General features: G+C 58.0%; 23 protein-coding genes and 3 pseudogenes. 8 read left to right on the forward strand and 18 right to left on the reverse strand.

What is annotated here, in order from left to right; genetic code table 11:
- Nucleotides 1-132: pseudogene (locus tag CLV89_RS22855) on the reverse strand (IS3 family transposase); the annotation flags it as partial.
- An 84-nt stretch (nt 133-216) separates the two neighbouring features.
- On the opposite strand from CLV89_RS22855, the gene CLV89_RS03910 reads away from it, so the two are divergent.
- Both CLV89_RS03910 and CLV89_RS03915 read left to right on the forward strand, forming a co-directional pair.
- Nucleotides 217-495, forward strand: coding sequence for a DUF805 domain-containing protein (locus CLV89_RS03910; RefSeq protein WP_279327864.1), 279 nt, complete (start codon nt 217-219; stop codon nt 493-495).
- A gap of 148 nt (nt 496-643) precedes the next feature.
- Entirely contained in the window at nt 644-1,171 is a 528-nt protein-coding gene (locus CLV89_RS03915; protein ID WP_106162345.1) for a hypothetical protein, read from the forward strand.
- 39 nt (nt 1,172-1,210) lie between these two features.
- Here CLV89_RS03915 and CLV89_RS03920 read toward each other — a convergent pair whose 3' ends face one another.
- The 6 genes from CLV89_RS03920 to CLV89_RS03945 all read right to left on the reverse strand — a co-directional run bounded on the left by CLV89_RS03920 (nt 1,211) and on the right by CLV89_RS03945 (nt 7,135).
- Nucleotides 1,211-1,510, reverse strand: coding sequence for a PAAR domain-containing protein (locus CLV89_RS03920; RefSeq protein WP_106162346.1), 300 nt, complete (start codon nt 1,508-1,510; stop codon nt 1,211-1,213).
- Nucleotides 1,510-2,151, reverse strand: a complete 642-nt coding sequence (locus CLV89_RS03925; protein WP_106162347.1) for a hypothetical protein — start codon at nt 2,149-2,151, stop codon at nt 1,510-1,512. The genes CLV89_RS03920 and CLV89_RS03925 overlap by 1 nt, the downstream gene beginning before the upstream one ends.
- 11 nt (nt 2,152-2,162) lie before the next feature.
- Nucleotides 2,163-3,053: a hypothetical protein gene (locus CLV89_RS03930; RefSeq protein WP_106162348.1), complete on the reverse strand. Its 891-nt coding sequence runs from the start codon at nt 3,051-3,053 to the stop codon at nt 2,163-2,165.
- Entirely contained in the window at nt 3,050-3,724 is a 675-nt protein-coding gene (locus tag CLV89_RS22365; protein ID WP_133166697.1) for a hypothetical protein, read from the reverse strand. The genes CLV89_RS03930 and CLV89_RS22365 overlap by 4 nt, the downstream gene beginning before the upstream one ends.
- A 9-nt stretch (nt 3,725-3,733) precedes the next feature.
- Nucleotides 3,734-5,791: a type VI secretion system Vgr family protein gene (locus tag CLV89_RS03940; RefSeq protein ID WP_106162350.1), complete on the reverse strand. Its 2,058-nt coding sequence runs from the start codon at nt 5,789-5,791 to the stop codon at nt 3,734-3,736.
- Nucleotides 5,792-5,959: 168 nt separating this feature from the next.
- A complete protein-coding gene (locus CLV89_RS03945; protein ID WP_106162705.1) occupies nt 5,960-7,135 on the reverse strand; it encodes a tyrosine-type recombinase/integrase in 1,176 nt (391 codons plus the stop codon).
- A gap of 1,060 nt (nt 7,136-8,195) precedes the next feature.
- Here CLV89_RS03945 and CLV89_RS22765 point away from each other — a divergent pair.
- Complete coding sequence (locus CLV89_RS22765; RefSeq protein ID WP_207796879.1) at nt 8,196-8,345, forward strand: hypothetical protein; 150 nt, start codon at nt 8,196-8,198, stop codon at nt 8,343-8,345.
- A 39-nt stretch (nt 8,346-8,384) separates the two neighbouring features.
- A pseudogene (locus CLV89_RS22860) lies at nt 8,385-8,786 on the forward strand (IS5/IS1182 family transposase); the annotation flags it as partial.
- A 94-nt stretch (nt 8,787-8,880) separates the two neighbouring features.
- Here CLV89_RS22860 and CLV89_RS23205 read toward each other — a convergent pair.
- The 3 genes and pseudogenes from CLV89_RS23205 to CLV89_RS03970 all read right to left on the reverse strand — a co-directional run.
- Nucleotides 8,881-9,265, reverse strand: a pseudogene (locus CLV89_RS23205) (IS110 family transposase); the annotation flags it as partial.
- 94 nt (nt 9,266-9,359) lie between these two features.
- Nucleotides 9,360-11,777, reverse strand: coding sequence for a DNA topoisomerase (ATP-hydrolyzing) subunit B (gyrB, locus tag CLV89_RS03965; RefSeq protein WP_106162353.1), 2,418 nt, complete (start codon nt 11,775-11,777; stop codon nt 9,360-9,362).
- A gap of 85 nt (nt 11,778-11,862) precedes the next feature.
- A complete protein-coding gene (locus CLV89_RS03970; protein ID WP_106162354.1) occupies nt 11,863-12,456 on the reverse strand; it encodes an NAD(P)H-dependent oxidoreductase in 594 nt (197 codons plus the stop codon).
- A 129-nt stretch (nt 12,457-12,585) separates the two neighbouring features.
- Here CLV89_RS03970 and CLV89_RS03975 point away from each other — a divergent pair, with 129 nt between their 5' ends.
- Nucleotides 12,586-13,173, forward strand: a complete 588-nt coding sequence (locus CLV89_RS03975; protein ID WP_106162355.1) for a TetR/AcrR family transcriptional regulator — start codon at nt 12,586-12,588, stop codon at nt 13,171-13,173.
- Here CLV89_RS03975 and CLV89_RS03980 read toward each other — a convergent pair.
- The 7 genes from CLV89_RS03980 to mutM all read right to left on the reverse strand — a co-directional run bounded on the left by CLV89_RS03980 (nt 13,166) and on the right by mutM (nt 20,635).
- Nucleotides 13,166-13,786 (reverse strand): LysE family translocator, encoded by a 621-nt coding sequence (locus CLV89_RS03980; RefSeq protein ID WP_106162356.1) that lies wholly within the window; start codon nt 13,784-13,786, stop codon nt 13,166-13,168. The two genes, CLV89_RS03975 and CLV89_RS03980, sit on opposite strands and share 8 nt — an antisense overlap.
- Entirely contained in the window at nt 13,783-14,880 is a 1,098-nt protein-coding gene (gene recF, locus CLV89_RS03985; RefSeq protein ID WP_106162357.1) for a DNA replication/repair protein RecF, read from the reverse strand. The genes CLV89_RS03980 and recF overlap by 4 nt, the downstream gene beginning before the upstream one ends.
- A gap of 65 nt (nt 14,881-14,945) precedes the next feature.
- Complete coding sequence (dnaN, locus tag CLV89_RS03990; protein ID WP_106162358.1) at nt 14,946-16,067, reverse strand: DNA polymerase III subunit beta; 1,122 nt, start codon at nt 16,065-16,067, stop codon at nt 14,946-14,948.
- 284 nt (nt 16,068-16,351) lie between these two features.
- Entirely contained in the window at nt 16,352-17,767 is a 1,416-nt protein-coding gene (gene dnaA, locus CLV89_RS03995; protein WP_106162359.1) for a chromosomal replication initiator protein DnaA, read from the reverse strand.
- A gap of 600 nt (nt 17,768-18,367) precedes the next feature.
- On the reverse strand, nt 18,368-18,631 hold the full coding sequence (gene rpsT / locus CLV89_RS04000) for a 30S ribosomal protein S20 (RefSeq protein WP_106162360.1): 264 nt from the start codon (nt 18,629-18,631) through the stop codon (nt 18,368-18,370).
- 309 nt (nt 18,632-18,940) lie between these two features.
- Nucleotides 18,941-19,717 (reverse strand): enoyl-CoA hydratase, encoded by a 777-nt coding sequence (locus CLV89_RS04005; RefSeq protein ID WP_106162361.1) that lies wholly within the window; start codon nt 19,715-19,717, stop codon nt 18,941-18,943.
- 66 nt (nt 19,718-19,783) lie between these two features.
- Entirely contained in the window at nt 19,784-20,635 is an 852-nt protein-coding gene (gene mutM, locus CLV89_RS04010) for a bifunctional DNA-formamidopyrimidine glycosylase/DNA-(apurinic or apyrimidinic site) lyase (RefSeq protein WP_106162362.1), read from the reverse strand.
- An 85-nt stretch (nt 20,636-20,720) separates the two neighbouring features.
- On the opposite strand from mutM, the gene ubiE reads away from it, so the two are divergent.
- Entirely contained in the window at nt 20,721-21,473 is a 753-nt protein-coding gene (gene ubiE, locus CLV89_RS04015) for a bifunctional demethylmenaquinone methyltransferase/2-methoxy-6-polyprenyl-1,4-benzoquinol methylase UbiE (RefSeq protein ID WP_106162363.1), read from the forward strand.
- A 3-nt stretch (nt 21,474-21,476) separates the two neighbouring features.
- Entirely contained in the window at nt 21,477-23,003 is a 1,527-nt protein-coding gene (gene ubiB, locus CLV89_RS04020; RefSeq protein WP_106162364.1) for a 2-polyprenylphenol 6-hydroxylase, read from the forward strand.
- Nucleotides 23,004-23,113: 110 nt separating this feature from the next.
- On the opposite strand, the gene CLV89_RS04025 is transcribed toward ubiB, so the two are convergent.
- A complete protein-coding gene (locus CLV89_RS04025; RefSeq protein ID WP_106162365.1) occupies nt 23,114-24,289 on the reverse strand; it encodes an acetyl-CoA C-acyltransferase family protein in 1,176 nt (391 codons plus the stop codon).
- A 108-nt stretch (nt 24,290-24,397) separates the two neighbouring features.
- On the opposite strand from CLV89_RS04025, the gene CLV89_RS04030 reads away from it, so the two are divergent.
- Nucleotides 24,398-24,964, forward strand: coding sequence for a helix-turn-helix domain-containing protein (locus CLV89_RS04030; protein WP_106162366.1), 567 nt, complete (start codon nt 24,398-24,400; stop codon nt 24,962-24,964).
- Nucleotides 24,965-25,002 lie beyond the last annotated feature (38 nt).

A 25,002-nucleotide genomic window follows, 5' to 3' on the forward strand; every position in this document is an offset into this window, starting at 1 on the left:
CCGGTAGTAAGTCTGAGCCGTCACACCGATTTGCCGAACGGCTTCCTGAACCGAGCTCCCTTGCCCTTGCAGCACCTCAACCTGTCGCAGCTTCAGCACGATGTCCTCGGGCTTCTCTCGTTTGCCTGACATCTCGTCGTCCTCCTGAAAACGGGATATTCCTATCCCAAAAGGTGGACCACTTCAGTGGGGGCACTCCACCAGTTCTTTACTCAAATGATACTGGTCCTATTCGTTTACTTTATATGCGTGTTGATCATGGAGCTTGCTGACCCCGTTCCGGGAACAAGAAACATTCCGGCGGGTTTGGCGGCGATCATCGCGCTACTCTCTGTGACCTTCGGCCAAGCGGCAGTCTCCAGACGGCTGGTCAATCTTGGGAAGTCTCGCTGGTGGATGATCACCCAACTGGTGCCCATCTTGAACATCTACCTCATTTGCCTGCTGCTTTTCGTGCGCGGCAAACGTCGCCCAAGAGGCGCTCGCGTGGAGTGAGCCGGGCACGCCCATCCCCCACAGGAAAATATCTTTTACACTTAGTCGAATACAGGCCAAAATGATGACCCAAGTAACAGATAGCCGCAGTCGCCCACTGCCAAATCATGCAGCCCGAAGCCCTGCTTCCAGAGCCATCACAGCAACGATGTTCCTGCTGATCACAACGATGTTCATGGCACCCATGGCCGGGGCCGACGAAATCACCGTTTATACTATAGCTGACGAAATATACGCCCAAAATGACTGCACAGATCAAAGCAACGAAGAGTGCAGAGCCATGTTTGAAAATACATGCACGTGGGCAGGTGACGCAGCCATTATTGTGCGGGACGGCTATGAGAGCTCTGTGTCGCTACAGCGGATTTCCGAAAAAATCTTAGGGGAACTGGGGGAAGTCGGGATTGGGTCTGGCGGATATATTGATACCGACCTCGCCATAAGCATGCTGGACCCGATTTCAGGATACTTCATGTTTGGGCAGTATGAGGTGGAATTTTCCGACTTCAACAACCGCGCTAAGGTAGCGATAGCAATGGTCGCTGGCGCCAGGTTGACCGGCGGCGATACAACAGCCAAAGACGTTGAAGAGACACGCGCTATGATCACTCAGAAGCGCGACAATGCCATTCGGAGAAAGTGGTACAACAACTGCATGCGCAGCGCGTATTTTTGACCGAACGGCCCGAATAGGGCGCGGTAGGCTTTGTATTTTTCAGTCGCCAAAGCTCACGTCTGAAGAACCTGCGTCAGCCGCGCCCCCGCAAGAGATTGCATCGCCCACACGACCAGCAGGTTTCCCGTTCACAAAAACTGATCCTGAGCCCCCCGACAAATTCCGCCCGTGAGCCGGAGCCGGACAAACACCGCACCCATGGTCTGCATAGGCATCACCTTGACGAACAACCGCGATGCCGTTCACGTACACGTCAGGAGAGGCTCCCGTCGATGGGGTCGGCGGGAAATGGCATCCGTGACCGGAGCCGATGTCGCCTAGTCGAGTTGCTTTGGGCATTATTTGCTCCCCTCTTCCTCGGCGACATCATATTCAGTATCTTTAATTGTTTGCGACCAAATCTCTATCAAGCTGCTGTCGTTTAATTGGCGTATATCACTCCGAAGCATGCGCGACCTTAGAAAACTGGCTATTTGTGGAGGTGACGTGCGTAGGAGCTCATAAGGCAAATCGAAGTTTAGCGGCCCTTTGAGCGCCGCGATCATGGCGCAAATAGGTAGGCTTTTATTGTTACCCGCCTCTGCTATTTCGGCAAGGCTGTTTGTATTAGGGAGCAATGATGGATTAATAAAACGTGCTGGACGTTCAAACTCAGGAGTGGGCTTGAGTGGGAAAGCAGAAGCTCTCCAACTGCTCCACACATTCTCAATTTGCGCTCCTTTACACCACGAAAGAGCTACCGCGCCGTAAACAGTCATCCCAACATTCTCACAAAACACTTGCCATTTCTGAGCATCAAAATTCACAAGTTTTTTCATAGCTTTCATGTCGAAGGCATCCAGCGCATCCCCATTCGTTATTCTTGGATCGGAGCCCTGAGGGTTGAACTGCGTGTTGGCACTGTTATGTATAATAGACCATATCATTGGAGCCGTTGTCTCACCATCATCAAATAAAGATGTTTGGTATATAAAATTCATGCGAACTCCTATTAGGGTTTCAAATTCCGCTCATAGCAGGCAGAAATCTCATTGCGAACGTCATTGAGACTATCCATGGGGTCGCCCCTCATGAGATGAACAGGTAAAGTGCATCTCCCATAAGGCTTAAATTGCTCCTGAAGTCGTGGAATACAACGAAACCCTTCCAATCTCGGAAGTGTACTACAAGCTTTCAGGGCTTCACGAACGAAAATAAACTGGCCAAACTCATCTGAGTTAACTTCCTTCTCGTATTGCACCGGATCGTAGCAAAGAGAAGAAGCGGGAATTGATTTATTGGGGGCGATATGAGCACCGCCACAAACATCGGAGTTCACAACAGGAATCATCACTCGTGGATCATCAAGTAGTTTCGGGTTTTCCGATGCCATCACAGTTGCTCGCTCAAAGGAGAAGAACTGAAGGGTATCAACATCCAAGAGATTTTCATCTCCACTAGATAGATAGACCTCATCATAAAGAAGAGCCAACTCCATTTCAGATAGGGAAACTATCCCTGACTTTTCCTTCTCAACCAATCCTTCAAATACAGCCCTAAAACAACTTAGAAACTCCTCCTCTCCAAAGTGTTTAAAGTCACCCTGTAACGCATTGAAGTTTTGGCAAAATGATTTCGCACTACCCAAATCAGCGACTGCAAACGAATAATATGCAACCGACAGGTCACTCGCTTCATTTTTAGGCTTGTAGTCCTTTATAGATGCTTGAATTTCTTCCCTGTGCGCCTCTCTGTATTCAGGGTTATCGATGGCAATATATAGCTGTTGTTCCAGTGTCGAAACACTCTCTGTTTCGGAATGTGCGTCAGATGGCCTAGCGGTCACTAGTATCGCTGAGAAGGTCACAACCTGCATAATGTTGCGAATTAAGGTGTATCTCATGAGTTGAAGTACCTATCGGTTTCTTCCAAGACTGGGATGGCATTTTGATCAAACGCAAACGCTATTGCGAACTTTCCACTTTCACGTTCGGGCATGCCAGATATAGACATCGCAAGAGCGATCGTGAACTTTTCTACATCGGTATAGAAGGGTTGGGCTTTGGAGATATAGTGGTTGATATCAGAACAGGATTGGAGCATAGCCGAACTGGATAAGCGGTGTGTGAACCTCGCTACCTCTGTCGACTTGCGAAACTCAAACGCGCCAGATGTGGCCACTTGATTCCAAATGCCTAACACTTCACCCATACCACCAGAATTTCGGCCTAGTCGCCTCAAATGTTGGCCTACGCTATTAATAGTACGCCTTGAATACCCCTCTTGCTCGAGTGCTCTAATACCCCATTTCCCATACTTGTTGATAAGAGCCGCCATCGGATTTGAAGTAGGCACGGCAGAAGCTGTTGCATTTGGGATCACATTGGTCAGTCCATCGTCGACAGATAGAGTTGGGCTATCCTCTACGCTAGCTGCTGCCTCGGACATCGCCTGCGGGCTGATGCGTGCGTCGCCGCTCCACGGCTGGTAATGTGTTAGCATACCACGTGTAGACACCACGGCTTCCCAGCCAAAACTCACAAACAAATGGTTGATAGTACGAAGTACAGTCAAATCGACACCCTAATTCAAATCAATTTTGCCAGCTTTGATTTTGACATCGTTCAAAGCGGTTAAATCAATACTTGTACCATTTATTGTTATCTTCCCGTCGTCAGTGAAGCGTAAGTTAGCTGCCCCGCAAACAATGGAGAACTCTTTTCCCGCATACACCGACACGACACCTGCTGAACTTATTTCAGTTAGGTTGGTTGAGCCAATCGCAACTCGATCATTTGAAGAAATTCGCTTCTCTGTTTCCACGGTCTCAACAAACGATCCACCTGTCGAAATATTAACAGACTTTTCTACTTTTAATGTAAATCGGCCTGGTTCGGTCGATAGGGTATCTGCCGCATCAAGTTCTGAAGCGATACCCTTTATACCCTCGGGGTCTTTCGTGAATTCGGGTCTTATCAACTTTCCTTTGCTGATTGCTCCGACAGTAATTTGCGCCGACCCACCAATCTGTTGAACTGTGTCGTGAGAAACTTCAGTAACCTTACTTCGCCCAACAGACTGGACCCAATTATTGTCAATCCGTTCGGTATGGTTATGGCGAATTTTTTCGTTTCGATCTCTTTCTGCGTGAATAAATATCTCTTCTTTGCCCGATTGATCTTCGAAACGTAGCTCGTTGAAGCCTTTCCCTTGATGAGTATCAGTCTTGAATGTTGAGCGTGTCTTATGCTCCGGGAGCTCGTAAGGCGGTCGGTTCTTGCCGTTATACACACAGCCAGTCACAATCGGCTTGTCTGGATCACCTCGCAGATGCTCAACGATGACCTCCATGCCGATACGGGGGATGACCATGCCGCCCCAGCCCTTGGACGCCCAGTTCTGCGAAACCCGAACGCGCATGGTGTGCGCGCCATCGAGATCCCAGTGAAAGCGGCATAAAATGCGACCGTGTTCGTCACAATCGATCTCGCCTTCGCCAACCACAACTGCGGTTTCTGGTCCCTGCACTCTTGGCCTTACTGTGCGGCGCTCGGGGCGAATCGGTGCATCATCAGGGGACAGTACATAGGCCCCGTCATAGGGCGCGTCATCGGCTCCCGCACTCCCAGACCCATAAGCCTGCGCCCGGAACCGATGAGTGGCCTTCAGGCATACGAATGTGCGCCCCGTCGCTTTGGGAACATCATCCCCGGCCAGTGTGACGCGCCAGCCCGCGCCGAGGGAGACCACATCGCCCTCTGCCCGGTGGCGTGGGGCCTGACCTCGCTCCGCTTCAAGACGGCGCGAGACCACACCCCGGCCTTCGCCCTGATTGAGGTAGTCGCCCGGCCAATCGTAGCTTTCGATATCACCGCTTGGATGAGACGCATCGGAGAGCTGGTCCACTTCCTGCGCCGATGTGGGTATCTTGAAGTTATACTCCGTCAGCCGCACTGCGCCGGTAGTGATCCGCTCGGTCGCGGACCAATGGCGGAAATGCTCCTCCTCGTTCCGGTGGTATCCGGCGACACCGAAATACGGGCGCGAGGATCCCGGAACCTCGGGCAGGCTGATCGCCGCATCGGTGAGCAACAGCGTGTGTGATCCCGCCTCATGCCGCCACGACCATGTAATGCCAAAGCGCTCTAGCTGGCGGCGGACGAAATCCGCATCGTTTTCACCATATTGGACGGTGTACTCCAGCACCGGGTAGTCATCCATCACCCGCAGCTCAAGGTGAGGGTTGCTCAGTGCGGCGTAAGAGCTGAGCACCTCTTGCACAATCTCGATGACGGTTTTGTTGTGGAAGATCCGCATATTGCGCCGCAGACTGGCCACATGTAGCCACGGACGCAAAGTCAGATCATACCGAAACCCATTCTCAAAAGCACCGCGTTGCTCGGCTTCGCAGACGATCCCGTCAAAGGCCCGCACGCCCTGAGCATGATTGATTTTAACGGTGGCATGGGTTCCAAGAAGAGCACTGAGATCGAGGCTGTTCTGGGTTGAGAGCGCTTCAACCCGCCACTCGAAATCCCCCGAAAGCTCCTCCGTGCCATCCATCCGCAAAAGCACAAGCGCGTCGGATCCCAGCACAGTCGTCAGACGCCCAAGCCGGGCGTCCTGAGTAAATACATTCATAAAACACAACCCTTGAAGTTGAGCGAGAGCATATCCGTCTCGCCTTAAGGATCAAGGGCGGCAAATCCCTACCTGTGGGGAAAATCACAATGGTGCAATCACATCGGAGTGATACTACGACACCGATCACCGTTGCAGGTTGGGCAACCCGCGCGTGAAGCACAGCTGCTACTTAATAGCTGCGCCAATAGCTTGGCCGATGGCATTCGCAGCCTTCAGCGCTGGGTCGGCGTTAACATGTGCGTAGCGCGCTGTTGTTTGCGTTTGTGTGTGTCCTAGCAAGCGCCCAATGATGGGAAGCGCGACACCTTGGCCAACGGCAATGCTTGCCGCTGTGTGACGCAAGTCATGAATGCGTAAGTTCTCAAGCTCCGCCTCTTCGCAAATCAGCTTCCAAGGCTTAGACACGTTGACAATGGCTTTGTCTGCTTTTGCACCCGGAAACACAAATTTGGACGATTGGTGGCGGCTCGTGATCCTTTGGTTTTCGAGTACGGTAATCGCCTCATCGCTCAAGAACAGTGGCTTTGCACCTGTCTTGCTGTCGGGAAGAGCGATGATACGGCGTTCCCAATCAATCCAGTTCCATTCGCAGTTTGAGATTTCACTGCGCCTTGCACCAACAAGCAACAGTAGGCGAAACAGGTTTGCCATATCAGGCCAGAGAAGCCCCAAGTCGACAAGGTTTGTCAGAGCGGCACCAAGTCTTTCCAGTTCTTCCGTTGACAAGTAACGCTCACGCTTACCTTCACGATGGCGGGTTACATAACGGCATGGGTTGGTGCCCTGATCCCGCCATTCCCAGATTTCTGCAAGGGTCATCATCTTCGACAGAACAGCGATTGAACGGTTGGCTTGGTAGGGCGTATCACTCATAGACCTGTGCAAGCGGTCGACATCCGCACGTGCGATATCAGCAACGCGCCGCTTGCCGAGGGCTGGTCCCAGAATGTTCTTCCAGAGCGAACGATAATCTCTGATCGTCGCAGGCTTGAGCCGCTTCATGTCAGACTCTTCGAAGCGATCCCAGAGGTCGACAAGCGAAGGCGCTTTACGTTTCTTGATCTTGTCGCTTTGCGAGTCCTCTCCCCGCGCGACCATGGCCGCACATTCCAAAGCGATGTTACGGGCTGTTTCCAGTGGGATTTCGCCATAGTTGCCAATCGTCATCCAGCGCGTTTGGGCGCGCCGCCCGCCTCCGTGAGTACGGTACTTATATATGTAGCGTTTTTTGCCCGATTGTAGGACTTTCACGCCAAACCCAGCTAAGCTGTCATCCCACAGGTAGGTCGGTTTAGCGGGATCATACTCAGCTGTATCAATTCTGCGTTTGGTTAGTTTCATTGGAAGCCTTTGACTCTTCGCAATGCGCTGTAGCAACCACCCAGCTACCACCGTGCATGCCATTGTGTGTCAAAACAAAGTACATTAGGCCGCCAGCCCTTCAAGCATTAACAAGCAAAATCAACATGTTATGGTGCACTGTGGCGCTATATAGCAAAGCGTGGAAGAGCACGAATTTCAAACTTTTAATCAGTGGGTCGCAGGTTCGAATCCTGCACGGCTCACCACTCTTTTCACCGACGAACGACAGTCATATGGTCGTTACAAACGACATGTTGACGCCTTTCGACACCTCGAACGGCGTTTACCTATTTCCGGTGGCCGTGTCGGTTGATGGCATTAAATTTGTAGATTTCGCATGACTATCTGTGGGCAGGCAGCTTGGCCGTACACTTAGTAATCCCGAGCCAATTCTAAAGCCGCGCTCAATGATTTGTACCACGCCGCAAGTCCACCTATCAGAGCCGAGAGCGTGAAGCTCGTTGTGGTGTGCGCCGATACACCTACATCGTTCTGCAAGCTCCGTGTGGGGTAAATTCGCTGGTCATCTGCACATCCTTACCCCTAGACGCATGGCGCAGTTAAGCACCTTCATCGATGCGGTTGGCGAGTGGGCGACGCATATCTCGGCTGATACAGTTGAAAGATTCGCCAGCTGTTCTCGCCGGCAATATCAGGCGAACGGGTACCCCAAGTGAAGCTCCAAGGCCTGTTGTAGGGGCGCAGGCGTGAGAACGGCCTGCCTGCTGTCAAATTGGACTGCCTTCGCTAGCAAGGCGATAAAGGGTCAGCTTTGCTCAGCTTCGTCGACGGTTCTGCATACAGCCAACGTATGACACGCGGATTGGAAAGGGCGCAGTCGGCGATCATGGTGAGGTAGCAATCATTCCGTCACGTCGCAATGTCAGCCGATGGAAGCCCGACAACACCGGAGCGAAACGAGGTCCTGCGAATGTCAAAGCATAAACACTGGGCGCGATAGCAGAGCCAGAGAGGCGTTCACCAGTGAAGCAGAGGGAACGAATATGTGCCTTAGAAGGATGCTGGGACAGAGGTCGATGTGCCGCACTTCGACCGCCATTTAGCCGAAGTTCAGATTCTCGCGGCGGCCATATGCCGCGTCACTGCACTCAACACCCCGGTCACCGCCCCTTTTGACAAGGGCGTTATTGCGCAAATCGAAAAGAGCGATTCACTTGGTGAATCCTGATGGTTAGATCAGGCACACGCCAAAGCCCACACCCTCCCGCTACCGCCCGACGAACTGGTCAATACCGCTAGCCCAGACAGTGCTTATGACATGCGGCGGTGTCATGGCGCGGTCATTGAACGAGGCGCGAACGGCATCATACCTATCCGCCGCAACGGTCGCGCCTGGGAGGCTCACCGCCCCGCGGCCATTGCGCGAAACGAGATCCTCTACGCAACGCGGAACCTAACCCGGCGCTCTGGAAGAAGTGCGCGATACCATGTCCGCGGTCGGATCGAGGCCGTGATGAACTGCCTCAAGCGCTTTGGGGAACTGATCGTGCCACAAGACCCCGACCGCCATGCCGCCGAAATCAATATCCGCATCGCGATAATTAACCCCGCCTCGGCCTTCGCTAGGGCAGAGATCAAAGGGTACCCCCCCATTTTTGATGGGGCTTAGCCGTAAAACTCAGGCGAGAAAGGGCACATTTACCCTCAAACCTGGCTTGCGCCACAACGCCTATTGAGCCTGCCAGTCTCTGTCACCGACTGCCCAGAGTCGCGATCAGAACCTTGCGGGTAGGAACAGCCGGCAGGCAGATCGCATCCTGGGCCTTCAATACTTGCAATTGGCTTGGGTGCGCTGGCCGCTCCTTGCGGAGCGACCTCTCTGAACTGGCTCAAATGCCCTCGAAGATCATTTAGGGCCTGAGTCCGCGGCCAGTTTAGTAGCTCGCACAGGCGAAACACCATCGTCGCACCGTGGGTCTCTTCGTGTCTCTTCGATTTTCACAGGTAGGGAGCTGACAGAAAAACTCTAGCATCTGAGCGCGCCGCAACTTCTTGCGCAGGACCGCACGACCTGAGGCGTCCACAGCGTGCGCCTGCCTGGAACACGTTCTTCGCCAGGCGGAACCCGGTTGTGACAATCTCCGACATGACCGCTCTCCTGCGTGGATCATCGCAAACCCACCTTGGCATACTGATGCAGTCGGAGGCGGTCACATCATCAAGGCATACTTCCTGAGATGTTTCAGAAATCGAGATTTTCGACGCTGAGCGCATTCTTCTGAATGAACTCGCGCCGCGGCTCCACCACATCGCCCATAAGCTTCGTGAAGAGGTCGTCCGCTTCGATCATGTCGTCGACACGCACCTGCAGCAACGTGCGGGCATCCGGGTCCAGCGTTGTCTCCCACAGCTGATCCGGGTTCATCTCCCCCAGACCCTTGTAGCGCTGCAGGCTGAGGCCTTTTTCGCCCTCATCCAAAATCGCCTTGAGCAGCTCCAACGGGCCATAGATCGCCTGCTGGCGGTCCTTGCGATGCAGCACCGCAGGCGTGCCATAGATCTCTTGCAGGGACTTGGTGAAGCTACCGGTCTTGCGCGCCTCACCAGAGCGCAGCATTGGGCCATCCAACGTGCGCACCTCTTCGACGCCACGCAGAATGCGGGCCAGCCGGATGCCGTGATCCTGCGTGATGCGCCCCTGCCAGCCACGCTCATATTCCAGCGCAATCAGATCGAGACGGGTTGCAACCTTGTCAGCCACGCCCTGAAGGTCGCTGTCCACTGCACCAGGCACGAAGGCACCCGCAATGGCAGATTGCTCGAGGATGTGGCGTGGATAATGCGTTGGAAATGCGTCCAAAAGACGCTTCAGGCGGCGTGCCTCATCGACCACCCGGGTCAGATCCTGACCGGCAATTTCAGACCCGTCACCAAGACGCAGAAGCGCACCATCGACGCCCTGATTGATGAGGTATTCCTCCATCGCGGCCTCATCCTTGAGGTAGACCTCGGATTTGCCACGCGCCACTTTGTAAAGGGGCGGTTGTGCGATGTAGAGATACCCGCCCTCGATCAGCTCCGGCATCTGACGGTAGAAGAAGGTGAGCAGCAGCGTACGGATGTGCGCACCATCGACGTCCGCGTCGGTCATGATGACGATCTTGTGGTAACGCAGCTTTTCAATGTTGAACTCGTCGCGGCCGATACCGGTGCCGAGCGCCATCACCAGATTGCCAATCTCCTGACTGCCGAGCATACGGTCAAACCGTGCGCGCTCTACGTTCAGGATCTTACCCTTCAAAGGCAGGATCGCCTGGGTTTGACGATCACGACCAGTCTGGGCGGAGCCACCGGCGGAGTCACCCTCGACGAGGAAGACTTCGGTCTTGGAGGGGTCCTTTTCCGAGCAATCCTTGAGCTTTCCAGCGAGAAAATTCACATCCATCGCGGTCTTGCGGCGGGTCAGCTCGCGCGCCTTACGCGCCGCCTCACGGGCCAGTGCAGCTTCGATGATCTTGCCGACCACCTGCTTGGCCACGTTGGGGTTTTCCTCGAACCATTCAGAGAGTTTTTCGCCCATCAGGCTCTCGACCACCGGGCGCACCTCGGAAGACACCAGCTTGTCTTTGGTCTGGGAGGAGAATTTCGGATCCGGCACTTTCACGGAAAGAACACAGGTCAGGCCTTCGCGGGCATCATCACCGGTGAAGGAAATCTTCTCCCGTTTGGCGATACCGGAAGACTGTGCGTAATTGTTGATCGTCCGGGTCAACGCGCCGCGGAAGCCCGCCACGTGGGTGCCGCCATCGCGCTGGGGAATGTTGTTGGTAAAGGGCAGAACAGTCTCGTGATAGCTGTCGTTCCACCACATCGCGATCTCGATGCCGATCTCATCGCGCTCACCCTTGATGTAGATCGGGGCCTCCATGACGGGGCTCTTGGAGCGGTCGAGGTATTTCACGAATTCCTTGACGCCGCCCTCGTAGAACAGCTCTGTCTCCAGCCGCTCGGCTGGGCGTTCGTCTGCCAGCACGATGCGCACACCGGAGTTCAGGAATGCCAATTCCCGCAGGCGCTTTTCCAGCGTCTCGAACGAGAATTCCAGATTGGAGAACGTGTCGGTTGAGGCCAGGAAGCGCACTTCGGTGCCGGTGCGATCGCCGCAATCGCCAACGACGCTCAGGTGCTCTGCCGTGTCGCCACGTTCAAACCGCGCCACATGCTCCTTGCCCTTGCGCCAGATGCGCAACTCCAGCCAGTCCGACAACGCGTTCACAACAGAAACCCCAACGCCGTGCAGGCCGCCGGAGACCTTGTAGGAGTTGCTGTCGAACTTACCGCCCGCATGCAGCTGGGTCATGATGACTTCCGCTGCCGAAACGCCTTCTTCCTGGTGGATATCCACCGGAATGCCGCGACCGTTGTCGCTGACAGAGACGCTGGAATCGGCATGGATTGTGACTGTTACACGGTCCGCATGGCCAGCCAGCGCCTCATCGATGCCGTTGTCCACGACCTCATAAACCATGTGGTGCAGGCCGGAGCCGTCGTCGGTGTCGCCGATATACATGCCGGGCCGCTTGCGGACGGCCTCCAGCCCCTTGAGAACCTTGATGGAATCGGCGCCATATTCTGTCGGAGCTTGCTCGTTTTCGGACATTCACGTGATCCTATTTTTACTTTCGGATTTTATACGCGCTCCAAGGGGGGATGTCACGCGCAAGCCCCCTTTTTTCTTGGCAGAATCATGCTGCGCGCGCCCCAAGTTCAGCTGATTTTTCACACCATGCTTTGACCTGTGACTCCGCCGGATGTGACGCTGGTGCAAAAGAGGTGAAACGGGTTGGCTTGATGCCCACAAAACCAAGGATTTGCCGCGACAGGATCTTCTTGATCGCGTTCCCGTAGAACAGTTTCAGGAAGATCGACGGCGTATCCGACGTCATCAGAACGCGCGCCGTTTTTCCGGTCAGCATCGGCGCGGGCAACCCAAGCGCAGAGGTGTTGCGCGTGTCGAAGGTGCGGCCCGGCAATAATGCGCGATCAAAAGCCCCCTTGAGCTTGGCGGGCATCGCACCCCACCACAGCGGCGTTGTGAGCACCACATGCTCCGCCCACTCCAAATCGCCGACGAATGCCTCCAGATCCGCTTCCAGAGGCTTGGCGTTATGATAGCCACCCAGCCCGTAGTCCATGTCGAACTGCATCGCCGAAAGGTCGTGGTATCGAACCTCGTGACCGGCATTTATCGCCGAGTCCCGATAGGCTTCGGCAAGGGTCTTGTTGAGGGATGTTTGGCCGGGATGACCGTTCAGGATGATGATCTTTCGCGTGGACATGACAGGCTCCGCTCTGCTAATTGTGACCGCGGTCAATTTGCCGCTGCCTCGTCAATGTCCACAAAAGTGACCATGGTCAACTTATAAATTGACCGCGGTCATATTTTTCTTATCGGAGGTTTCGACCCAATGCCACGCGCCCCGCAGAAACGTCGTTTGGAAACAAGGGCCAAGCTGCTGTCTGTCGCCGAGGAGATCATCGACACACAGGGCTGTTCTGCGCTGCGCGTGGAAGACGTGGTGGAGAAAGCCGGCGTCGCCAAAGGCACGTTCTTCTCGCATTTCGGCGACAAGGACGGGCTGCTGACGGTGATTCTCGGCGCTCGGGTGATGGGTTTTCTCGACGAGATGGAGGCCGCACCCAGGCCGCAGAGCCCCGCCGAGATCGCCGACCGGCTCACGCCGCTTTTGAACTTCGTGGCGCAAGATCGGGTGATCTTCGACCTGCTGTTGCGCTATTCGGGCACCACCGGGGCAGAGGTGGACGAGGTCATCACCCAAGGCTTCATCCGCCAGATCACTATGTTTGCTGGCTGGATCAGCGCCCTGCAGGCCGAGGGGACCCTGCGCGCCGACACGGCCCCTGCGCTGCTGGCAGAGGGTGTACAGGCCTTCCTGAACCATGTGCTCGCCATCGGCTTTTGCATGGAACACGCAGACAAGAGGCCACCGGCAGAGGCGATCCTGCCTTACCTGGAACGCTGGCTGGTCAGGTGAAGGGGATGATGGCCGCGACAGCGATCAGCAAATAGCCTGCGCCAAGGTTCATCCGCCTGAGTGCCGTGGGCGATGACAGCAACATCCGCACCCGCCCGACAAAGCCCGCGAGGATAATGTTGCCCAGCATCGGCACCACCATCGAAACCACGATGATCGCCGCGATGTCCTGCGCGTTCACCGCAGAAAGATCAAAGAACCCGGGCAGGATGCCCATGTAGAACAGCGCTGCCTTGGGATTGCCGAGGATCACGATGACCCCGGCCACAAATCCTGCCCAATGGCCAGGCCGGGTCAACCGGCTGTTGGTGCTGATCGGCTGGCCCGCGCTGCGGATCGTCGCAACCCCCATCACCAGAAACACCAGTACCGCCACGCCCTTCAGCACCAGCGCAATCTGGGCCGAGGCGGCGGTGATCCATCCAACCCCGAGGATCGCCACCAGCGGCCAGACAGCATCCCCGACCGAGACCCCGATCGCCAGTGGCCAGCCAGCGTGAAAGCCCCCTACCATCGCCCGCGCCACCAGCGCCAGCCAGACCGGTCCGGGGGTGAGGAACAGCACAAATACAGCACCCGCGTAGATCGCGAGATCCCAGGGGGTCAATGTCATGTCTGGCTCACTTCGCTTATACCAGTCCTGTCGGTTACAGTCAGATGCTGCGCCCGGTCGCCAAGCTCTGCAAACAACTCCGGCCCGGTGCCAGTCATCCAGGCCTGGGTGCCCAGGGCGCAAATCTCGTCATAAAGCGCGCCGCGACGCCCCGCATCCAGATGCGCGGCGACCTCATCCAACAGCAGGATCGGTGCCGCCCCCTCCTCTGCCTGCAACGCGCGCGCATTGGCGAGGATCAGCGATACCAGCAGCGCCTTCTGCTCGCCGGTGGAACACTCCTTTGCTGGTAGATTTTTGGCGGCGTAGGTGCCCAATAGATCACTGCGGTGCGGCCCCACCAGGGTGCGCCCGGCGGCCAGATCACGGGCGCGCCCGTCCGCAAGTGCGGCGTGCAGATCGGCGGCATTTCCGGGCATTTCGCCCTCGGCCTGAACAAGCTGCAGATCCGCTATCGGAAAGGCGGTCTCGGCCTCGGCCTGTGCCGCCGCAAGCCGTGCCACCGATGCCACGCGGGTGGCGTGGATGCGGTGGCCGGCCTCTGCCATCTGCCCTTCCAACACCCGATACCAACCGGCGTCGCGAACATTGTCCTTCAGCAGCCGGTTACGCTCCCGCATCGCCTTTTCATAGGTCAATGTCGCCTCGGCATGATCGGGGTCGAAGCTGAGCGCGATCCGGTCCAGAAACCGCCGCCGCCCCTCAGCGCCCTCGATCCACAGCCGGTCCATCGCAGGCACCAGCCACACCACTCGGGCGATGCGACCCAGTGCCACCTGACTGGCGCTTTTGTTGTCGATCTTCACCTGCCGGGCATTGCCGCCCTCAGAGGAAGTCTCCACCTCGTAGGCCTGTCGGGTGGTCTGCAAGACTCCGCGCAGCTTCCAACCGAGCGCCTCGGGCTGACGCGCCATGTCGGCAGCCGAAGCCCGCCGCAATCCGCGTCCCGGAGAAAACAGCGACACCGCCTCCAGGATATTGGTCTTGCCAGCGCCATTGTTGCCATGGATGGCCACAGGCCGCGCATCCAAATGCAAATCCGCCCGCAAATGCGAGCGGAAGTGAGAGATGAACAGGGAAGTAAGTGCCAGCACGGGCCTTCATCTTTCCAGAAATACCTCCGCCGGAGGCCGGGCCGAAAGGCCCGCTCCAACAGGGGTCAGACGCGCATCGGCATGACCACGTAGACCGCGCTCTCGTCGCTGCCTTCGCGCATCAGGGTCGGATCGCCGGAGGAGTTGAACATGAACACGGCGTTTTCGCGGTCCACCTGATTGGCGATCTCAAGAAGATACTTGGCGTTGAAGCCGATCTCCAGCCCCTCGTCGTTATAAGCCACTGCCAGCTCTTCTTCGGCGGCACCGCTATCGGGCGCGTTCACCGACAGCACCAGGCGGTCCTCGTCCAGCTGTAGCTTCACCGCGCGCGAGCGTTCCGATGACACCGTGGCCACCCGGTCCACTGCCTTGGCAAACTCGCTGGCGTCCACTTCCAGCCGCCGGGTGTTGCCCACCGGAATCACCCGTGTGTAGTCGGGGAAGGTGCCGTCGATGACCTTGGAGGTCAGGGTGATGTTCGGCGTGGCAAAGCGCACCTTGGTCTCTGAAACCGACACCGCGATGTCCATCTCGTCATCATCCAGCAGCTTGCGCATCTCGCCCACCGTCTTGCGCGGCACGATCACGCCCGGCATGTCCTCCGCGCCCATCGGCAGATCCGCGTCGATGCGGGCCAGCCGGTGACCATCGGTGGCGACGCAGCGCAGCACCTTGCCGCCGCTCTCACCGGTGGACACATGCATGTAGACACCGTTCAGATAATAGCGCGTCTCCTCGGTGGAGATGGCAAACTTCGACTTGTCGAACAACCGGCGCAGCACGGCAGCGTTGGCGGTGAAATTCGAGTGGTACTCCGAGGTGGCCATCACCGGAAAATCCTCGCGCGGCAGGGTCGCCAGCGAGAAATTCGACCGGCCGGCCTCTACCGTCAAGCGGCCCGTTGCGGCATCCGCGGTGAGGGTCACCAGCGCGCCATCGGGCAGCTTGCGGACGATTTCATGCAGAGTGGTGGCGGCGACCGTGGTGGCACCGGCGCGCTCCACCTGAGCGGGGGCCTTGTCGACCACCTCGATATCCAGGTCGGTGGCGCGGAACATCACGTCGCTGCCCTCTGCCTCGATCAGCACATTTGCCAGGATCGGAATGGTGTTGCGCCGCTCAACAACCGACTGTGCCTGCGCCACAGCCTTCAGAAGCGTACCGCGCTCAATGCTGATCTTCATATCCCTCATTCCTCTTTGGCTGGCAGTCTTGGAAAGGCAGTGGTTGGACCGGACCGGCAGATTAACGCCCCCACCCTTCAACACAAGGTTTTTTATTGATTTCTCCAAGGGATTGGAGGGGCCGTCAAGGGCTGAGCGCCGTGCCCGCGCTCAAAGACAAAAAACATTTCCGGTTGCGTCTGATTTGCCGCGCCCCAAACAAAAACCGGCCCCGGTGGGCACCCGGGGCCGGTAAAGATCGGCAGATGAATTTGAGGCGCCACCTGCCTGTTTTCTTTTTGGCGCTACGCCTCCAAAGAGCGGCGCAGCATTTCCACGTCTTCGGCGATCTGGCCGTCGATTGTTTTCAGCTCTTCGATGCGGCGCACCCCATGCATGACGGTGGTGTGGTCGCGCCCGCCAAAGCGGCGTCCGATTTCCGGCAGGCTGCGGCTGGTCAGCTGCTTGCAGAGATACATCGCCACCTGACGCGGCCGCGCATAGGAGCGCAGGCGCTTGGGGCCGATGATGTCGGACATGCGGATGTTGTAGTATTCCGACACCTTGCGCTGGATCTCCTCGACGGTGATCTTGCGCTCGGAGGCGCGCAGCACATCCGCCAGACAGTCCTGGGTGAGATCCATGTCGATCTCACGTCCCACGAGCGAGGCGAAGGCGAACAGACGGGTCAGCGCGCCCTCAAGCACCCGCACATTGGTCGAGATCCGATGCGCCAGCAGCTCCAACACACCATCTGCGATCTGCAGATCCGGGTAGTTCTTGCGGTTCTGCTCCACCTTGGTCTGCAGGATGCCCAGACGCAGCTCGTAATCGGTCGGATGCAGGTCCACCACCAGGCCACACTGCAGGCGGGATTTCACACGGTCCTCGAGATCCTTGATCTCGCCCGGCGCGCGGTCGGCAGAGATGATGATCTGCTTGTTCTGATCCACCAGCGCGTTGAAGGTGTGGAAGAACTCCTCTTGTGTGGAATCCTTGCCGGCAATGAACTGCACGTCATCGACCATCAGCACATCGACGGAGCGGAACAGATGCTTGAAATCCATCATCTTGCGTTCGCGCAGCGCCTGCACGAAGCGATACATGAACTGTTCTGCCGACAGATACAGCACGTTCAGCTGTGGGTCGCGTTCTTTCAGCTCCCAGGCGATAGCGTGCATCAGGTGCGTCTTGCCCAGCCCCACGCCACCATACAGCACCAGCGGGTTGAAGGTCACGGGGCCGCCCTCGGCCACGCGACGCGCGGCAGCATGAGCCAACTCGTTGGGCTTACCCACAACAAAGCTGTCAAAGGTAAACCGCGAATCCAGCGGAGCCGCTTGCAGCTCTTCCAGCGGAGACTTCGCTGAGGCGACGGCGTCCCGCACGGCAGGCTGCTCCGAAACGGCATTCTGCGTTGAGGCCATCGGTGCCTCGATCGCTTCGGATACCGTCGGCTGTACCGGACGAGTCGGGGAATTCGCGGCGACCTTGAAGGCCAAACGCTGAACCGGTTCACCCGACAGGTTAAATTCATGCAGGATCAGATCCGCAAAGTTCTGGCTAACATAGTTGCCCATGAAATTTGTGGGCACCTGAAACGTAGCCACCCCACCGGAGACCTGCTCCAGTTCAAGCGGCTCAATCCATGTCGTAAAGTTGTTCTGTCCCACCGTCTTTAGCAAACGTTTTCTTAGTAGACCCCATGTGTCGTCTGTCATGCTGCGCCTCACGCATCCTATGTTATGGCCAATTGTAACGGCCTTTCGTATCGTCCCAATCCGCTTGCCACTAATGCGGCAACCAGAAGCGATCGGGCACAAAAAGAGCGCTGCCAGCCTGCAAGCAAGCTGACATTCACGTGTTTCGAAAACCGAAAACAACGTCAAAAGCGCGCGACACCACACAAACGTCCGCGACGCAAAAAAACGCTCAACCCTTAGATCGCTGAAGTAGGACAGATGCCTAAACACAGTGCTCAGCGCAGTGCGCCAATATATCACTGTCCCGGTGCCACGCGCAGCGCGCAGATCACCGGCCATGACAACTCTAATGCCCGTTAGAGTTGCCGCGAGCAGCCTGTCCCCCCAGCGAATGAATCGCTGTAACAGTGGTAGCAATTTCGGGCAGGGAGCGGCAACGAAACTATGATGTTGACTCCGGCTTCGGTAGCAAAGAATCCCCGAGACTCATCAGAAGTGACCGAAATCCCTAAGACAAAAAAACACCGCCATAGGCGGTGCTTTTTAGTATTGAAATCTAGAAAACCACCGAGTCCTGCGGCGCCCTAGAATCGTCTGTTCGCAAGTGCGAGTCGAGCCTTAGCCCAGGGCCTTCACACGCGCGGACAGACGGGAAATCTTACGGGATGCGGTGTTCTTGTGGTAGACGCCTTTGGTCACACCACGCATCAGCTCGGGCTGTGCCGCACGCAGGGCTGCGGTTGCAGCTTCCTTGTCACCGGATGCCAGTGCTTCTTCGACTTTACGCAGGTAGGTACGGATGCGCGAACGACGAGCTTTGTTAACAGCAAAGCGCTTTTCGTTCTGACGTGCGCGCTTCTTTGCCTGAGGTGTATTTGCCATGGTGTGCTGACCTTATCTTCGAGTTCGTAGTGTACAATAATGGCGAATGCCAGCCGAACCCGGATCAAGTCACCGGTCGTGATTCTAGCCAGAGCGGGCTGCACGCGCATGTATGACGGCGGTTCCTAATGGATTTCCTGTACAAGCGCAAGCAAGCAATGCGCCCCCGCCTCGGAGACGGTGTGGCCAAAGAAAAAGCGGGCACATCATGCCCGCTTTGTATCACTGTATCTCTTCGACAGCTACCGGACCTCAGAGCCGACCAGAGGCTCCGCACGTCTTGGCAGGTGGCTCGCCCTCAAATCCCGATTACTTATCCCGGAACTGCGCTTCGCGCTTTTCGAGGAACGCTGCCATACCCTCTTTCTGATCTTCCGTTGCAAACATCGAGTGGAAAACCCGGCGCTCGAACAACATACCTTCGCTCAACGGCACTTCGTAGGCACGATTGACCGATTCCTTCACTGCCATCGAGGTCAGCACCGATTTTTCGGTGATCTTCTGAGCGGCAGCCATGGTCTCTTCCAGCAGCTTCTTGGCCGGGACGACCCGTGATACCAGACCAGCACGCTCTGCTTCTTCGGCCGCCATGAAGCGCCCTGTCAGGTTCATATCCATGGATTTGGATTTGCCGACAAACCGGGTCAGACGTTGCGTGCCGCCCATCCCGGCCACGACGCCGAGGTTGATCTCTGGCTGGCCAAATTTGGCAGTGTCCGCAGCAATGATGAAGTCGCACATCATGGCGATCTCACAGCCGCCGCCCAGCGCATAGCCAGAGACAGCCGCGATGATCGGCTTACGGATGGCCGAAATACGATCATTGGCAGCGGCAAACAGGTTCGATGTGAACACATCGACATAGCTCATTTCCGACATCTCCTTGATGTCGGCGCCCGCGGCAAAGGCTTTCTCCGAGCCGGTCAGCACGATGCAACGCACCTTATCGCTGGCATCCGCTTCTTCCAAAGCGGCACACAACTCACCCAGAAGGACGGAATTGAGCGCGTTCAACGCTTCAGGCCGGTTCAGCTTGATGAGGCAGACGTGGTCCTGAGTATCGACGTTGATCGTCTCATAGGCCATGACAGTTCGCTTTCGATTGTTTCTCCTGAGCTTCCAGTCCTTATCACGGCGGTTCTCGCTTTCAAGCTATCTTTGGCACTTGCCACAGTAGAAGGAGGATCGCCCGGATTGGGTGATTCGAGCCACTGTACCATCGCATCCCTCGCGCCTGCAGGGCGCACCTTCGCGCCCATACACATCAAAGCTGTGCTGGAAATATCCAAGTTCTCCATTGGCTTGACGGAAATCCTTGAGCGAAGAGCCGCCTGCGATGATAGCCTCCTGAAGCACTTGGCGAATGATCGGCACCAGAGACGCAACCCGCGTTTCACTGATCCGGCCCACTTCGCGACGTGGCGAAATGCCCGCCCGGAACAGAGCCTCGCAGACGTAGATATTGCCCAGTCCGGCGATGATTCCCTGATCCAGCAGCGCCGATTTCACCGGCGTGCGGCGCCCCTTGAAGGCGGCGACCAGATGCGCCTCGTGAAAATCATTACCCAAGGGCTCCGGCCCCAGCACCGCCAGCAGCTTGTGGCGGTCCGCGGTGGCCGTTTCCAGCAGATCCATCGCGCCAAAGCGGCGCGGGTCGTTGAATGTCACTCGGGCACCGTTTTCCATATGGAACACCACATGGTCGTGTTTCGCCTGCGCCGGGTGGTTATGCGCGAACTGCCCCAGCGGGTCGCCAGAGACGGTCATCCGCCCGGACATGCCCAGATGCACCAGCAGGGTCTCCCCGCTATCAAGGTCCGCCAGGATGTATTTTGACCGCCGCCGCATCGCAACAACGCGCCGCCCGGACAGCCGATCCGCCATGCGGTCGGGAAAAGGCCAGCGCAGATCAGGACGGTTCACGTCGGCGCGTGTGATCACCGCTCCCTCCATCGAAGGCTGCAGCCCCCGCATCACCGTCTCGACCTCGGGCAATTCTGGCATTAGATGACTCCCTGACAGATGGGCGCATTGTACCGCCCTGTGAGCGCTCTATAACAAGTGCGAAACTGCGAGGACGGCAAGCCATATGACCGAGAAATCTGACAGCACCACCCATTTCGGCTTCCAATCCGTGCCGGAGCACGAAAAGGCGGGCCGGGTGCAGGGCGTATTCAACTCCGTCGCCTCCAAATATGACGTTATGAACGACGTGATGAGCCTCGGGATTCACCGGGTCTGGAAGGATGCGATGATGGACTGGCTGGCCCCGCGCCCCGGCCAGCGGCTGCTGGATGTGGCGGGCGGCACCGGCGATATCTCCTTCCGCTTTTTGAAACGCGCAGGCCACGGTCATTCCACTGTGCTGGACCTCACCGCGCCGATGCTGGAAGAGGGACGCAAGCGTGCCGAGGCCGAGCAGATGGCCGACAGTCTGGATTGGGTCACCGGTGACGCGATGGCACTGCCGTTCAAGGACAATACCTTTGACGTCTACACGATCTCTTTCGGCATCCGGAATGTGACCCGCCCGCAGGAGGCCTTGAACGAAGCCTACCGCGTGTTGAAACCCGGCGGCCGCCTGATGGTGCTCGAATTCTCGCAGCTGCCCAACGACGGGCTGCAAAAGCTCTATGATCTCTACAGCTTCAACGTCATCCCCCGCATGGGCGAGATGATTGCCGGCGACTACGACAGCTACCAGTATCTGGTGGAATCGATCCGCAACTTCCCCGATCAGGACAGCTTCCTCGGGATGGTCAAACAGGCCGGTTTCGAGAATGCCAAATTCCGCAACCTGTCCATGGGTATCGCGGCGCTGCATTCCGGCTGGAAGATCTGAGCCATGCGCGGTCCTCACAACATCATCCGCCTGATCCGGACAGGCGCCACCCTGGTGCGCACAGGTGCCATGAACGTGGTGCTCGACGCCTTTGACGCCCCGGCGCCCCTGCGCATGGTGGCCTACACGCTCGGCTGGCCGTTCCAGTGGCTGGGCTACAAGGGCGATCCCGCAATGCCCCCTGCCCCGCGCGCGCTGACAGCGCTGGGTCCGGCCTACATAAAGTTCGGCCAGGTGCTGTCGACCCGCCCGGATGTGGTGGGAGAGGACATGGCACTGCAATTGCGCGTGCTGCAGGACAAGCTGCCGCCCTTCGCCAAAGAGCGTGCCATGGCCGAGGTGGAAAAGGAACTGGGCCGCCCGGTGTCTGAGATCTTCTCGGAGTTTTCCGAACCGATCGCCGCCGCGTCGATTGCCCAGGTCCACCACGCCAAAGTGGCCGACACCGGTCAGGATGTGGCGGTGAAAGTGCTGCGTCCGGGCATCGAGCGCGCCTTCCGCAAGGATGTGGATGCCTTCTATTTTGCCGCCCGGATCGTTGATATCTGCGCCCCCGGCGCCCGGCGCCTGCGGCCGATGGATGTGATCGAACATTTCGACGGGGTTGTCCGGGGCGAACTGGATCTGCGGCTTGAAAGCGCTGCCGCCTCGGAATTTGCCGACAACACCGCCAAGGATGCGGGGTTCAAGCTGCCGCCGGTCAAATGGGACCTCTCCGCGCGCCGGGTGATGACCCTGGGCTGGGCCGACGGGCTGCCGATCGGCGACAATGCGGCGCTGGATGCTGCCGGTCATGACCGGCGCGCCCTCGGCGAACGGGTGCTGTCGCTCTTCCTCAACCATGCCCTGCGCGACGGATTCTTCCATGCCGATATGCATCAGGGCAACATGAAGGTGGCCGCCGACGGTGACATCATCGCCTATGACTTTGGCATCATGGGGCATATCGACCTCTACACCCGCCGGGTCTATGCCGAGATCCTCTATGGATTCATCAAACGCGATTATCAGCGCGTGGCCGAGGTACATTTCGAGGCCGGATACGTGCCCGCTCATCAGGATGTGGACGAATTCGCCCGTGCTCTGCGTGCGGTGGGTGAGCCGATCTTCGGCATGGACGCCACCCATATCTCCATGGGCCGCCTGCTGAATTATCTCTTCGAGGTCACAGAACGGTTTGGCATGGAAACCCGCACCGAGCTGATCCTGTTGCAGCGCACCATGGTGGTGGTGGAGGGCGTGGCCCGCTCGCTCGATCCGCGCATCAACATCTGGGACGTCGCCAAACCGGTGGTGGAGGATTACATTAAGTCGTCGATCGGTCCCCGCGCCATCGCCGCCGATCTGGGCAAGACCGCGATGGTTCTGGCTCGTTTCGGCCCCCGTTTGCCGGGGCTGGTGGAACGGGCATTGATCGCGCAGGCTGGCGAGCCGGAAGCCGACCAGGGCCATCGCCCGTGGAAACGCGCCGCCGCCCTCGGCGTGGTGGCCGGGATCGTCACAACCCTCCTTGCCACACATATGCTCTGACAGTCGGGGGCGCGGCCCAACGCCGCGCCCCTCAGTCTTCTAACTCCAAACATCCCGTGGTGAATGGCCCAAAGCGCCAGAGGGGCAGCGCCCCTCCCCCAAGGCGCGGATCACAGCCGTTCGATCGCCAGCGCAATGCCCTGACCGCCACCAATGCACATGGTGATGATCGCCCGGGTACCGCCGATGCGCTCCAGCTCATAGAGCGCCTTGACGGTGATGATGGCCCCCGTCGCGCCCACCGGATGGCCAAGCGCGATGGCACCACCGTTGGGGTTCACCCGATCTGCCTCCAGTCCCAGCGCCTTGTTCACCGCTAGGGCCTGCGCGGCAAAGGCCTCGTTGGATTCGATCAGGTCGAAGTCACCCACCGTCATGTCGATCCGCTGCAGCAGCTTCTCCACCGCCGGGATCGGCCCGATGCCCATCACCTCGGGGCGCACGCCGGCATGGGCATAACCGAGGATGCGGGCCTTGGGTTTCAGCCCAGCCTTCTCCGCCGCATCCGCCGTTGCCAGCACCAGTGCTGCCGCGCCGTCGTTGATGCCGGAGGCATTGCCCGCTGTGACCCGGCCGTCTTTCTGGAAAACAGCACGCAAGCCTGCCAGCGCCTCCATCGAGGTGCCCTTGGGGTGCTCATCCACCTCAAACGGCACCATGTCGCGCTTGACCTTCACCTCGACCGGGACGATCTGCTCCTTGAAATACCCCGCCTCGATGGCCGCCGCAGCTCGGGTCTGGCTGGCCAGGGCAAAGGCGTCCATCTGGGCGCGGGTGATCTCGTGCTCATCGGCAACCTTCTCGGCGGTGACGCCCATATGGCCAGTGCCGAAGGGGCAGTTCAGGGCCCCCAGCATCATGTCGAGGGATTGCACATCCCCCATCTTCTGCCCCCAGCGGGTCGAGGGCGTGATGAAGGGGCTGCGCGACATGTTCTCGGCCCCGCCTGTGAGGGCAAACTCTGCATCGCCCAGCATCAGGGCCTGAATACCGGAGATGATCGCCTGCGCGCCCGAGCCACACAGCCGGTTCACGTTCATCGCCGGCACACTGTCCGGCACGCCAGCTTGCATCGCCGCCACGCGGGACAGATACATGTCGCGCGGTTCGGTATTGATGACATGGCCATACACAACGGAGCCGATCTGCGCGGGCTCGACCCCCGACCGCTCCATCGCCGCCTTTGCCACCACGGTACCCAGATCGATCGGCGCAGTGCCCGCAAGCGATCCGCCAAAGGTGCCGATGGCGGTGCGCGCGCCGTCCAGAATCACGATATCGGTCATGTCTCACTCCTCATGTGCTTTGCCGATCACTATGCACCCGCAGCATCAACCTGTCGCCCGCAACGTCCCGTCATTGACACTCCCCAGCCGGCGCGCCACTACTCCGTTATGACGGAAACGACAGACGATATCCTGACCCTCCTGCCTGCCCGCCTGAAAGAGGCGCGCCGGGCGCAGGGTTTGAGCTTGGAGGCGGTGGCCAACCTCTCCGGCGTCAGCCGCTCCATGGTGAGCCAGATCGAACGCGGCGAAAGCTCGCCCACCATCGCGACCCTCTGGAACCTGACCCGGGCCTTGCAGGTGGATTTTGCCGGGCTCTTGGAAACCGGCGAGGCGGTGGATCATATCGAGGTGCTGCGCGCACCGCAGGTTCCGGTGATCGACAGCAAATCCGCCCGTTGCACCATCGCGATCCTGTCACCGCCAGAGGACGTCGGCGGGCATGAAGTCTATGACATCAGCTTTGCCTCGGGCGGCGCGCTGAACAGCCAACCGCATGGGCCGGGCACTTTGGAGCAGCTGACGGTGCTGGAAGGAGCCGTCGTGATCACCTCCGGCACCGCCAAGGACCAGCTGTCACCGGGGGACACTGCACGCTACGCCGCGGATGTGCCCCATGCCATCACGGCCCTCGATGGCCCGGCGCGGGTGTTTCTGATCGTGAAGACGGGCTGAACGGTCCAAAATTCCAGTATTGCGGATTTTTTTCCGCA

Source organism: Tritonibacter scottomollicae, assembly GCF_003003215.1.
Classification (GTDB): Bacteria; Pseudomonadota; Alphaproteobacteria; order Rhodobacterales; family Rhodobacteraceae; genus Epibacterium; species Epibacterium scottomollicae.

Excerpts from the sequence above, each read along its gene's own strand:
- CLV89_RS03920 (WP_106162346.1), bottom strand. The coding sequence starts at position 1,510 with ATGCCCAAAGCAACTCGACTAGGCGACATCGGCTCCGGTCACGGATGC.
- CLV89_RS03940 (WP_106162350.1), bottom strand. The coding sequence starts at position 5,791 with ATGAATGTATTTACTCAGGACGCCCGGCTTGGGCGTCTGACGACTGTG.
- CLV89_RS04025 (WP_106162365.1), bottom strand. The coding sequence starts at position 24,289 with ATGACCGATATCGTGATTCTGGACGGCGCGCGCACCGCCATCGGCACC.
- CLV89_RS03925 (WP_106162347.1), bottom strand. The coding sequence starts at position 2,151 with ATGAATTTTATATACCAAACATCTTTATTTGATGATGGTGAGACAACG.
- CLV89_RS03945 (WP_106162705.1), bottom strand. The coding sequence starts at position 7,135 with ATGAAACTAACCAAACGCAGAATTGATACAGCTGAGTATGATCCCGCT.
- rpsT (WP_106162360.1), bottom strand. The coding sequence starts at position 18,631 with ATGGCAAATACACCTCAGGCAAAGAAGCGCGCACGTCAGAACGAAAAG.
- CLV89_RS04030 (WP_106162366.1), top strand. The coding sequence starts at position 24,398 with ATGACGGAAACGACAGACGATATCCTGACCCTCCTGCCTGCCCGCCTG.
- CLV89_RS03910 (WP_279327864.1), top strand. The coding sequence starts at position 217 with ATGATACTGGTCCTATTCGTTTACTTTATATGCGTGTTGATCATGGAG.
- CLV89_RS03930 (WP_106162348.1), bottom strand. The coding sequence starts at position 3,053 with ATGAGATACACCTTAATTCGCAACATTATGCAGGTTGTGACCTTCTCA.
- gyrB (WP_106162353.1), bottom strand. The coding sequence starts at position 11,777 with ATGTCCGAAAACGAGCAAGCTCCGACAGAATATGGCGCCGATTCCATC.
- CLV89_RS03915 (WP_106162345.1), top strand. The coding sequence starts at position 644 with ATGTTCCTGCTGATCACAACGATGTTCATGGCACCCATGGCCGGGGCC.
- ubiB (WP_106162364.1), top strand. The coding sequence starts at position 21,477 with ATGCGCGGTCCTCACAACATCATCCGCCTGATCCGGACAGGCGCCACC.
- dnaA (WP_106162359.1), bottom strand. The coding sequence starts at position 17,767 with ATGACAGACGACACATGGGGTCTACTAAGAAAACGTTTGCTAAAGACG.
- dnaN (WP_106162358.1), bottom strand. The coding sequence starts at position 16,067 with ATGAAGATCAGCATTGAGCGCGGTACGCTTCTGAAGGCTGTGGCGCAG.
- CLV89_RS03975 (WP_106162355.1), top strand. The coding sequence starts at position 12,586 with ATGCCACGCGCCCCGCAGAAACGTCGTTTGGAAACAAGGGCCAAGCTG.
- CLV89_RS04005 (WP_106162361.1), bottom strand. The coding sequence starts at position 19,717 with ATGGCCTATGAGACGATCAACGTCGATACTCAGGACCACGTCTGCCTC.
- CLV89_RS03970 (WP_106162354.1), bottom strand. The coding sequence starts at position 12,456 with ATGTCCACGCGAAAGATCATCATCCTGAACGGTCATCCCGGCCAAACA.
- mutM (WP_106162362.1), bottom strand. The coding sequence starts at position 20,635 with ATGCCAGAATTGCCCGAGGTCGAGACGGTGATGCGGGGGCTGCAGCCT.
- CLV89_RS03980 (WP_106162356.1), bottom strand. The coding sequence starts at position 13,786 with ATGACATTGACCCCCTGGGATCTCGCGATCTACGCGGGTGCTGTATTT.
- ubiE (WP_106162363.1), top strand. The coding sequence starts at position 20,721 with ATGACCGAGAAATCTGACAGCACCACCCATTTCGGCTTCCAATCCGTG.